This is a genomic window from Pseudomonas fluorescens, from assembly GCF_902498065.1.
Classification (GTDB): Bacteria; Pseudomonadota; Gammaproteobacteria; order Pseudomonadales; family Pseudomonadaceae; genus Aquipseudomonas; species Aquipseudomonas fluorescens_BJ.
The window spans coordinates 1,308,365-1,319,352 of record NZ_CABVIR010000001.1; the positions used below are offsets into that span (position 1 = coordinate 1,308,365).

A 10,988-nucleotide genomic window follows, 5' to 3' on the forward strand; every position below is an offset into this window, starting at 1 on the left:
GTCCGGAGCCATGACTGATCTGCGATGAATCAAAGACTAACGGGTGGTTCAGTTGCCAATATTGATCCCAGTATAGGTAATCCCGATTTTTAGCCACTGTTTCAGGCCATTCGTCGACCGGATGCTACTAAGCCGGACATGGCACCTTTGGACACCACGCCGTCACCTCCCAACACTTCCGCATCCCGCGACCATACCGAACAATCCTCCCATCTTGCAGCGCAAAAACAAAAAAGGATTGGAGCTTATGAAGTCGCTTGGTCGTATTGCGTTGGTCACCGGTGGTATGGGTGGGATTGGCACGGCGATAAGCCAGCGCCTGTACAAGGAAGGATTCAAGGTCATCGTCGGTTGCAGCGCCGATTCCGACCGCAAGAACGACTGGATTGCCACTCAACTGGCGGCGGGTTACCAGTTCGAGTGCGTCTACGGCGACATCACCGATTGGGAGTCAACGCGCAAGGCCTTCGAGATGGCGCGGGAACAATTCGGCCCGATCGATGTGCTGATCAACAACGCCGGCATCACGCGTGATGCTTCTTTCCGCAAGCTGACGCCCGAGGACTGGAACGCGGTCATCTGCACCAACCTGAGCGGCGTGTTCAACACCACCAAGCAGGTGATTGAAGGGATGTTGGCCAAAGGCTGGGGACGGGTGATCAATATCTCCTCGATCAACGGTCAACGCGGCCAGTTCGGCCAGACCAACTACAGCGCGGCCAAAGCCGGCATCCACGGTTTCACCATGGCACTGGCACGAGAAGTGTCGGGCAAGGGCGTGACCGTCAACACCGTCTCGCCGGGTTACATCCAGACCAACATGACCGCGGCCATCCGCCCGGACATCCTCGACAGCATGATCGCGGCCACTCCGGTCGGGCGCCTTGGCCAACCCGAAGAAATCGCTTCGATCGTCGCCTGGCTGGCTTCCGATGAATCGGGCTACAGCACCGGCGCCGACTTCTCGGTGAACGGCGGGATGAACATGCAGTAGACCGATCAGGGCAAGGACGCCCTGCTCCCGCTGGACAACACTTTAATGAGGTCACGCATGAACGAAGTCGTAATCGTTGCCGCTACTCGTACCGCCATTGGCAGTTTTCAGGGTGCCTTGTCCGCGATTCCAGCCACCGAGCTGGGCGCTACAGTGATTCGCCGTCTGCTGGAAGAAACCGGTCTGGACGGTGCGCAGATCGATGAAGTGATCCTCGGCCAGGTCCTCACCGCAGGCTCGGGACAAAACCCGGCACGCCAGACGGCTATCAAGGCTGGCCTGCCCTTTACCACCCCGGCCCTGACCCTGAACAAGGTCTGCGGCTCGGGCCTCAAGGCCGTGCAACTGGCTGTACAGGCGATCCGTTGCGGCGACGCCGAACTGGTGATTGCCGGCGGTCAGGAAACCATGAGCCTGGCGCCCTATGTGCTGCCCAAGGCACGCACCGGCCTGCGTCTGGGTCATGCGCAATTGCAAGACAGCGTGATTCAGGACGGTTTGTGGGACGCCTTCAACGACTACCACATGGGCATTACCGCGGAGAATCTGGCCACTCGGTACAGCCTCAACCGCGAAGACCAGGACGCCTTCGCCGCCGCCTCGCAACAGAAAGCGGCCGCCGCCATCGAAGCGGGCTACTTCAAGCGTGAAATCACCCCGATCCTGATCCCTCAGCGCAAGGGCGATCCGCTGGTGTTCGACACCGACGAACAACCTCGCCCGGGCAGCACGCTGCAAGCCTTGAGTAACCTGAAACCGGCGTTCCAGAAAGACGGCAGCGTGACCGCCGGCAATTCGTCGACCCTCAACGATGGCGCCGCCGTGTTGCTGCTGGCCAGCGCAGCCAAGGCCCAGGCCCTCGGTTTGCCGGTGCTGGCACGCATCAAAGCTTACGCCAGCGCAGGCGTCGACCCGTCGATCATGGGCATCGGCCCGGTCCCGGCCACCCGTCTGGTACTGGAGAAGGCCGGCTGGAGCCTGGACGACCTCGACCTGATCGAAGCCAACGAAGCGTTTGCCGCGCAATCACTGGCGGTCGGCAAAGAACTGGGCTGGGACACCCGCAAGGTCAACGTCAACGGTGGCGCGATTGCGCTGGGTCATCCGATCGGCGCGTCGGGCGCGCGGATTCTGGTGTCGCTGGTGCACGAACTGATTCGCCGAGACGGCAAAAAAGGCCTGGCGACTTTGTGCATTGGCGGCGGCCAAGGCGTCAGCCTGATCATCGAACGATAAGAAGAAACACAGGACTGCTTGCTTGACTGCTGACGCGGTGCCGAAGTCCGGCACCGCGGTTTTTTTCTGCCCGGTTTACTGATGTGGGCAAGGAGTTCCATGGACAATAACGCGCACACCTTCAATACCTTCTGGTCCGGCCAGGTTCCGTTCATTGCCTCCTTTGCAGTGCAACAATTACGTTTATGGGTCAGCAGCAATCCGTGGTTCACCGGGCAGGAATACAACGAGTGGTTCGACCTGCCGCGCGGCACCCTGGACAGCCTGCAATCAGACTATCAACTGCAATGGGCGGACCTCGGCCAGCGGTTGATGAGCGGCCAGCCCTTCATCTTTGAAGATCGACGTTTCGCCAGTGGCAACTGGAGCGAGCCGCTGTTTGGCTCCCTCGCTGCTTTTTACCTGCTCAACGCCGGGTTCCTGCTCAAACTGCTCGACAAGCTCCCGATCAAAGACAAAAAACCACGCCAGCGCCTGCTGTATCTGGTGGAACAAGCCATCGCCGCCGGCGCACCGAGCAACTTTCTGGCGAGCAATCCCGATGCATTGCAGCGCGCCGCAGAGACTCAAGGCGGCAGCCTGCTCACGGGCCTGCTGCACCTGGCCAGCGACCTGCAGGAAGGCAAGATGCGCCAGTGCGACAGCGGCGCCTTCAAGGTCGGTGTCGACCTGGCCAGCACCCCTGGCGAAGTGGTGTTCGAGAATGAACTGTTCCAGCTGATTCAGTACTACCCGCAAAGCGAAACCCAGTACCGGCGCCCGGTGTTCATCGTCCCGCCGTCGATCAATAAGTACTACATCCTCGACCTGCGCCCGGACAACTCGATGGTTCGCCATTTGTTGCAACAAGGTCATCCGGTGTTTCTGATGTCGTGGCGCAACTTCGATCAGGCACACGCCGGCACCACCTGGGATGACCTGATCGAAACCGGCATCATCAAAGGCCTGAACGTGACCCGCGAAATCAGCGGCGAGCAACGGCCCAATTGCGTCGGTTTCTGCATTGGCGGCACGCTGCTGAGCACCGCGCTGGCCGTGCTGGCGGCCCGTGGTGATCGCGAGATCGCCAGCGTCAGCCTGTTGACCACGTTCCTCGATTACCTCGACACGGGCCCCATCGACATCTTCGTCGACGAGCAACTGGTGGCTTACCGCGAGCGCACCATCGGTGGCGTTGACGGCCCGATCGGACTGTTCAAGGGTGAGGACATGGGCAACACCTTCTCGCTGCTGCGCCCGAATGATTTGTGGTGGAACTACAACGTCGACAAGTACCTCAAGGGTCAAAAACCGATCGCCCTCGACCTGCTGTTCTGGAACAACGACAGCACCAATCTGCCGGGTCCGATGTATTGCTGGTACCTGCGCCACACCTACCTGCAGAACGATCTGAAATCCGGCGAACTGGACTGCTGTGGCGTCAAGCTCGACTTGCGCGCCATCGACGCGCCGGCGTACATCCTCGCCACCCATGACGATCACATCGTGCCGTGGCGCAGCGCCTACGCCAGCACCGAACTGCTGGCCGGCGCCAAGCGCTTCGTACTGGGCGCTTCAGGACATATCGCCGGGGTCATCAACCCGCCGGCCAAGGAAAAGCGCCATTACTGGACCAATAACCGGGTCACGAAAAACCCCGACACCTGGTTCAAGAATGCCGAGCAACATTGCGGTAGCTGGTGGAATGACTGGTTCGTCTGGCTGGCCGGACACGCCGGTGAACGCCAGCCTTCGGTGCTGCACACCGGCAATGCGCAATACCCTGCACTGGCATCGGCACCCGGTCAGTACGTGATGCAATGATCGGCAGTCCCGCGCAATAGCGTTTATTGCGCGGGGCGTCTCGTTGATCTCGCCCCGCAACAAAGCCAAAACACAGCACATCGGTTCAAGATCCCCGCCCGACTCTACGCCACCATGGCCTCCTCACTCATCCTGAAAGGACATCGCCATGGCTATCGCAAAAGCAGTTCCCGGCAAAACCCTGCTGACCCCGACCGACCACACGCTGATCATGATCGACCACCAGTCGCAGATGTCCTTTGCGACCAAGTCGATCGACGCCGTGACCCTGCGCAACAACGCCGCGCTGGTGGCCAAGGCTGCCCGCGGCTTCAAGGTCTCGACCATTCTCACCACCGTTGCCGAGAAAAGCTTCTCCGGCCCGATCTTCGACGAAATCAAATCGGTATTCCCGGAACACAACGTCATCGACCGCACCAGCATGAACACCTGGGAAGACGAGCGCATTGCCGTTGAAGTGAACGCGTTCGGCAAACAGAAAATCGTCCTCGCCGGCCTGTGGACCTCCGTGTGCATCGTCGGCCCGGCGCTGTCGGCCATCGATCAGGGTTTTGAGGTCTACGTGATCGCCGACGCCTGTGGCGACGTCACCACCGAAGCCCATGAAATGGCGATGCAGCGCATGATCCAGATCGGCGCGCGGCCGATGACTTCGTTGCAATACCTGCTTGAATTGCAACGCGACTGGGCTCGCGGCGAAACCTATGACGAAACCGTCAAGACCTCGATTGCCAACGGCGGCGCCTACGGCCTGGGGCTGATCTACGCCAAGAGCATGTTCGGCGCGTCCGAAGCCCATTAAGTAACAGTCGCGACTCCGGGCACACCGGAGTCGCCTCATCTCGCGGTGGATTGATCGATGACGTTTTCCTCACGAGACCTCAATCGCAGGTTGTGCGTGTGCTTGCCCGTGCTGTTTTCGGGCATGGTCCTGGCGGATGAATCGCAGGGCTTTCTGGACGGCGCGAAGCTTGAAGTGCTGAGCCGAAACTTCTACCTCAACAACGACTATCGATCGCCGTCACCGGCGGAAAAGAACTACAAAGCCGAATGGGCTCAAGGGTTTATCAGCTCTTTTGAATCTGGTTTCACACCCGGAAGCCTTGGATTCGGGCTCGACGCCCACGGGTTTCTGGGGTTGAAACTTGACGGTGGCAAGGGGCACTCCGGCACCGGACTGTTGCCGCTGGACAGTGACGGTCGCAGCGAAAGCGAATATTCCAGTGGCGGCGGCGCGCTGAAAATCAAGGCATCGAAAACGACTCTGGCCTTCGGCGAAATGATGGTCGAAACCCCGGTTTTCGATACCTCAGACAAACGCCTGCAACCCGAATACGCCAGCGGTTTTCTGTTGAACAGTCGCGAACTCGATGGCACGACGCTGCAGGCCGGACACTTCACGGCGTTCAAGAATCAGGACCATTCATCAGCCAAGGACGACTTCTACGGTTACGGCGCCAATACCGAGGCCGGCGGCATCACCTTTGTCGGCGCCGACATGTTCACCCAAAGTCCGCTCGGGGGTGCGCTGTATGCTTCTGAACTGACCGACACCTGGCATCAGTACTACGCCAATCTGCACCTCAAACAGTCCAGTGTTTTCCTCGACGCCAACCTCTACCAGACACGGGACACCGGCCAGGCGCTGGCAGGTGCCATCGATAACACCGCGTTCAGCCTGTCGGGCAAGTACACCGTCGATGCGCAGGCCTTTACCCTGGCCTTTCAAAAAATCAATGGCGACACGCCGTTCGACTTCGTCGGTGGCGACTCGATCTACCTCGCCAACTCGATCAAATACGCCGACTTCAACGGCGCCCACGAACGCTCGTGGCAGGCACGTTACGACCTCGATTTGAGCACCTACGGCGTTCCGGGTCTGAAATTCATGACCCGTTACGTCACGGGCAGCCAGATCGACGGCACCCATGCGCCCAAGGGCGGCGCCTACCACCCTTTTGATGAGTCAGTCGGTGACTACGTGCCGCAACAAGGCGATGGCGGCCGGCATTGGGAGCGCGACATAGACCTGCGCTACGTCGTGCAGTCCGGCACAGCCAAAGGGTTGTCCCTGCAACTGTCCCATGTGTCACATCGAGCCAACACCGCCCAGGCAGGCGATGACATCGACCGGGTGTACGTGGTCATCCAGTACCCGCTGAACTTCGGGCATCTGTGAAGGAAAAATGGCGGAAGGCAGCCGGAGTCGAACCTGCCCGGGAACGGATGCCGTCCCCAACCGGGTTTGAAGCCCGGCCGCGCCACCGGGCGCGATTGCCTTCCTTGAAGTCAGTGTTCGGCTCGTTGCGCCAGGGCATTGTCGAGGCGGATATGACGTTTGTCGCCAAAGCGTCGGGTCAGGCCCAGCCGGTCGAAGTATTCGAGAATCTGGATGCTACGTTTGCGCCCCAGGCCCACCGCATCGCGAAACGCCGTGACTTGAATCACCTCGTTTTGCGCCGCCAGTTGCAAAAGCATAGCCGCCAGACGACGCAGCATCGCATCGGTATAAAACAGGTCACGGACCACTTGATGCGCCAAGCCCAGGCGCGCCATCTTGCGCAGCAGCAAGCGCACCGCCAGCTCATCGAAACCCAGATCACGCACCCACGGTGGATCGAATCCTGCCTGTTCGAACAACGGTTGCAAGTGTTGCCACAGGGCTTCGTCCTCCGCGCTCAGCCGTACTTCATGACCGGGTAAATGCAGCCACGGTCCGCTGGCAGCGAGGGTGCCGCCGGCCAACAGTTCGTCGACCAGGCTGATGAACGTCGCACGGTCCAGCGCCGTGCCGCTGAACCGGCGCAGGCGATCCCGGTCCGGGCCCATTTGATCCGGTTCCAGTTGATGAAAGCGTGCCAGATGTTCCAGCAACAGTGCTTTTTGCGTTTCCCAGCGCAGTGCACTGAACAACAGCTGTCCCTGACGCGTGTCGATCAGGCGGACATCTTCGGGTAAATTCCAGGTGCTGCGCGGGCGGTTGAACTGACGCTCCAGACGCTGCGGGTCAAGTCCGGCGTCGCTGTTGGCCAGCAACACCGGCAAGACGTCTTCCAGACTTGTCTTCGTGGCCAGCGCCTGCAATTGCGCCAGGCGCTCCGGGATTCGGCGCTGTCGCGATGGCGCGAACGGGTCCAGCACCGGGCCACCGCCGAGGGTGCGCTGAGCGCTTTGATCACGCAGGATCAAAGGGTCGCCGTTCACCGCTTGCACGGATGCATTGAGCAGAAGTTGCGCGAACATTCGCTCACCCGGCGCCAGGCTGGAACCCTCCAGTAACGCCACTCGCCCCGTTACATCCTGAGTCCCGAGGTGCACGTGCACCGGCTGAAAATGTTCGAATGCCCTGGTTTCGCTGGCCAACAGGTGCATGTCAATGTCCAGCCGCTGCGTCGGCGCATACAGCCACTCGGCCAACAGCCAGTGCCCCCGATGAATCTGCTCCAGTGCCAGGCGCTCGGCGCTCAGGTTCAACGCCACTCGCTGGCCCGCCGTGGCGCTGTCGGCGGCCTGATTCTGCGCATGCAGGCCGCGCACCCGCACCGGTTTGCCCTGCGGACCGAGCAATAGCGTGTCGCCGACCGCCACCTGTCCGGACAACGCCGTACCGGTCACCACAATTCCCGCGCCGGCGACGCTGAAAGCCCGATCAATTGCCAGGCGAAACCCGCCGTGGGCACTGCGCAGGAGTACGTCTTTTTGTGCATCCAGCAAAGCCTGACGCAGCGTTTCGATGCCCTCACCCGTCGTGTTCGACACCGCAATCTGCGGCGCACCGGCATATGGGCCGGGCGCCAGCAAGGTGGCGATCTGTTCGCGTACGGCTTGAACCCTGGAAGGATCGACCCGGTCGCATTTGGTGATCGCAATCAATGCCCGAGGAATACCCAACAGTTCGACGATGGCCAGGTGTTCGCGGGTCTGGGGCATGACGCCGTCATCGGCGGCCACCACCAGCAGCGCCAGATCAATGCCTTGCGCTCCGGCCAGCATGTTGTGGGTGAAGCGTTCATGACCGGGCACGTCGATAAAACCGGTCAGGGCCGCACCGGGTTCGAGCGCGCAATACAGATAACCGAGGTCGATGGTCATGCCCCGCTCACGCTCTTCCCGGCGACGGTCGCCCGCCTGGCCGGTCAAGGCCTGCAGCAAGGACGTCTTGCCGTGATCGATGTGCCCTGCGGTGCCAACGATCACCCGGTCACCTGCAGTTGATCGAGTTGCGCCAGCCACGCCGGCTCGTCGTCCAGTTGCCGCAGATCCAGCCACAGCGCGTCGTCGTCAATTCGGCCCAGCACCGGAATGGCCAGATGACGAAACGCGGCTTCCAGCCCCAACAATTGCCGTCCGCGCAGGCGCTTACTGACCAGTGGCTGCAGGCATAAAGCCGCGCTCGGCAACCGAGCTACCGGTTGGCTGCCGCTGCCGATCATGCCCAGCGCCGGCACTGCGCTGACGCTCCAGCCCTCGCCCACAGCCTGCGCCAATGATGGTTGCAGGCGTTCGGCTTGAGCAAGGATGTCAGCCTGCGGCCGGGTCAGCAGGTGCAGGCTCGGCAGCCGTTCGGCCAGCCGATCAGGATCGCGATACAACCCCAACACCGCTTCGAGGGCCGCCAAAGTCAACTTGTCCACCCGCAACGCACGCTTGAGCGGGTTCTTCTTGATCCTGGCGATCAGGTCTTTGCGACCAACGATCAACCCGGCCTGAGGGCCGCCGAGCAACTTGTCGCCACTGAAGGTGACAATGTCTGCACCGTCGAGCAAAGCCTGGCGCACCGTCGGTTCGGCGGGCAAGCCCCAGCGAGTCAGGTCCAGCAGGCTGCCGCTGCCGAGGTCTTCGAGCAGCGGCAAACCGTGTTGGTGCGCCAGCTCTGCCAGCTCGGCAGTCGGCACGCTCGTGGTGAAACCCTGAATGTTGTAGTTGCTGGCGTGTACTCGCATCACCAGACCACTGCGCGGTCCAATGGCGGCTTCGTAATCCCTCGCATGGGTTCGGTTAGTGGTGCCGACTTCGTGCAGCCTGACACCCGCCCGGGCCATGATGTCGGGAATGCGGAAAGCGCCGCCGATTTCAATCAGTTCGCCCCGGGAAATGATCCCTTCCTTGCGCGCCCCCAGGCTGTTGAGCGTCAGCAGCACGGCGGCCGCATTGTTGTTGACCACGGTCACGGCTTCGGCGCCGGTCAGCTCGCGGATCAGGCCTTCGATCAGGTCGTCGCGGTCGCCGCGCTTGCCGCTGTGCAGGTCGAATTCCAGGTTGAGCGGATAACGGGCGGCCATCTGCACCGCGTCAATCGCTTCCTGCGGCAGTAACGCGCGACCGAGGTTGGTGTGCAGCACGGTGCCGGTGAGATTGAATACGCGGCGGACATGGCTGCGATGCTGCCGGGCAAGGCGCTCGCCAGCCCTGCCCGCCAGGGTTTCCGGGGTGATTTCGATGGCGTCGAGTTGCCCTGAAAGGACCGGCTCACGCAGGTCATCCAGCAGTTGCCGCAAACTGGCCAGCAGCGCCTCGCGCCCATAACGCTCGGCCAGTGGCTGACATGCAGGATGGCGCAGCAAACTGTCGATGGAAGGTAGCCGCAAGGCCGGGCTGGCAGATCTGGAGGACATCAGGGGCTCCCGTAAACGGCTGACCGCCTGAGTGTAGCCGCTGAGCCTCTTTGCGAGCGGGCTCGCTCCCACAATGAATCTGCGTACGCCTGGCGCTCGTACGATGGCGGCCTGACAGCCGACCTGAATTCCGTCAAGAACATCGGCGGTGCCCCCCATGTCAGACCCGCCAAAAATCCTGTGGGAGCTGGCTTGCCAGCGATGGACGCTCAGACAACGCGTTTATTCAGGCAGCCCGCGTCATCGTTAACGATCATCGCTGGCGAGCCAGCTCCCACAGGGGAATGCGAACTATCAAAGAGCCAGGTCGCCGGAAGGCCGCCTCGCGGTGCTGTAGCGGTGGTCGCCCCTCGAGAGGCCGAGTGGAAGTTCTGCGCAGCAACGGATATGTCCCCCAAGCCAACAGAGAAGCTTCAGTCCCCCCCAGGCGCAAACAAAAGATTCGGCGCCAACCGTTGATACCCTTCCTGTTCCAGGCGCATGTCCAGCATCAGGCTGGTCAAGTCACCCGACAGCGCTTCGCCGTCAGCGTCGTTTTCCAGGTACAACAGTTTCAGGTAACTGCGACAACCGGGACAGACTTCAGCGCGCAATGGTGCCTGGTTGGCGGCGTGGCGATCATCATCGAGGCTGACATATTCAAGCCCCTTGCTCTGCTCGCAATACACGCATTTGACCCGCACCACATGCCATTCGCAGGCACACAGCGAACACACCAGATAGCGCAAGCCGTTGTGTTTGCCGCGATGGCGGATCACCCCGGCCATCGCCGGCGAACCGCACGCCGGACACTGGCTGAGACTGTCGCCGGGTTTCAAGGCCAGATCAGGCGTGCTCAGCAACCAATGGCTCCAGGCGGCCTGCAATGCGGCGCCCAGAAAGGGCACCAACTCCGCCGGCAGCAACGCAAACTGGCCACTGACCAAAGCAATTGCCCAGGCTTTAAGTTGGCCGACGCTGGCATTGCGCAAACGGGTTATCGCGTTCTCGACTTCCAGTTGCGACGGTGGCCGATAACGCTGCAACAGCGCGTCGAGCCAAGGCAACCAATCGTCCTCGCGCACCAGACCGTCGGCAGCGAACGGCGGGAAGCCATGCTGCTGGCAAACCCGCAAGCGTTCGGAATTGGGCAACGCATTGACGGGCGGATCGTCCATCATCTGCTGCTGAACATCACACAGCCCGGCCACCAAAAGCAGGTAATCGGCCAAAGGATGCCCCTCAGCCAACCGTTCCAGTCGCCGCGCGCGCAACGCGAACAGGTTGTTCGGCGGCAGGTGCAGTAACGGCGGAGAACTCGCCGCCGCTTCAATCTCGCCAGGCTCAAGAATCGTCGCCAA

General features: G+C 61.4%; 8 protein-coding genes and 1 tRNA gene. 5 read left to right on the forward strand and 4 right to left on the reverse strand.

Features of this window, described 5'->3' with window-relative positions; translation table 11 throughout:
• The first annotated feature begins 247 nt into the window (after positions 1-247).
• From phbB to F8N43_RS06275, 5 genes are all read left to right on the forward strand, one after another.
• On the forward strand, positions 248-994 hold the full coding sequence (gene phbB, locus F8N43_RS06255) for an acetoacetyl-CoA reductase (RefSeq protein ID WP_150653416.1): 747 nt from the start codon (positions 248-250) through the stop codon (positions 992-994).
• A gap of 57 nt (positions 995-1,051) precedes the next feature.
• A complete protein-coding gene (locus tag F8N43_RS06260) occupies positions 1,052-2,230 on the forward strand; it encodes an acetyl-CoA C-acetyltransferase (protein ID WP_150653417.1) in 1,179 nt (392 codons plus the stop codon).
• A 99-nt stretch (positions 2,231-2,329) separates the two neighbouring features.
• On the forward strand, positions 2,330-4,033 hold the full coding sequence (gene phaC / locus F8N43_RS06265; protein WP_150653418.1) for a class I poly(R)-hydroxyalkanoic acid synthase: 1,704 nt from the start codon (positions 2,330-2,332) through the stop codon (positions 4,031-4,033).
• Between the two features lie 148 nt (positions 4,034-4,181).
• Entirely contained in the window at positions 4,182-4,835 is a 654-nt protein-coding gene (locus F8N43_RS06270; protein WP_150629553.1) for a hydrolase, read from the forward strand.
• Between the two features lie 57 nt (positions 4,836-4,892).
• On the forward strand, positions 4,893-6,212 hold the full coding sequence (locus F8N43_RS06275) for an OprD family porin (RefSeq protein ID WP_150653419.1): 1,320 nt from the start codon (positions 4,893-4,895) through the stop codon (positions 6,210-6,212).
• Positions 6,213-6,220: 8 nt separating this feature from the next.
• Here the strand turns inward: F8N43_RS06275 and F8N43_RS06280 are convergent.
• The 4 genes from F8N43_RS06280 to fdhE all read right to left on the reverse strand — a co-directional run bounded on the left by F8N43_RS06280 (position 6,221) and on the right by fdhE (position 10,988).
• A tRNA-Sec gene (locus F8N43_RS06280) sits at positions 6,221-6,316 on the reverse strand.
• Between the two features lie 6 nt (positions 6,317-6,322).
• Complete coding sequence (gene selB / locus F8N43_RS06285; RefSeq protein WP_150653420.1) at positions 6,323-8,230, reverse strand: selenocysteine-specific translation elongation factor; 1,908 nt, start codon at positions 8,228-8,230, stop codon at positions 6,323-6,325.
• Positions 8,227-9,648: an L-seryl-tRNA(Sec) selenium transferase gene (gene selA / locus F8N43_RS06290; protein ID WP_150629559.1), complete on the reverse strand. Its 1,422-nt coding sequence runs from the start codon at positions 9,646-9,648 to the stop codon at positions 8,227-8,229. Before selA ends, selB begins: the two co-directional genes overlap by 4 nt.
• 413 nt (positions 9,649-10,061) lie before the next feature.
• A complete protein-coding gene (gene fdhE / locus F8N43_RS06300; protein WP_150629563.1) occupies positions 10,062-10,988 on the reverse strand; it encodes a formate dehydrogenase accessory protein FdhE in 927 nt (308 codons plus the stop codon).

Coding starts and splice junctions, on each gene's coding strand:
- phbB (WP_150653416.1), top strand. CDS start 248: ATGAAGTCGCTTGGTCGTATTGCGTTGGTCACCGGTGGTATGGGTGGG.
- F8N43_RS06270 (WP_150629553.1), top strand. CDS start 4,182: ATGGCTATCGCAAAAGCAGTTCCCGGCAAAACCCTGCTGACCCCGACC.
- selA (WP_150629559.1), bottom strand. CDS start 9,648: ATGTCCTCCAGATCTGCCAGCCCGGCCTTGCGGCTACCTTCCATCGAC.
- F8N43_RS06260 (WP_150653417.1), top strand. CDS start 1,052: ATGAACGAAGTCGTAATCGTTGCCGCTACTCGTACCGCCATTGGCAGT.
- phaC (WP_150653418.1), top strand. CDS start 2,330: ATGGACAATAACGCGCACACCTTCAATACCTTCTGGTCCGGCCAGGTT.
- F8N43_RS06275 (WP_150653419.1), top strand. CDS start 4,893: ATGACGTTTTCCTCACGAGACCTCAATCGCAGGTTGTGCGTGTGCTTG.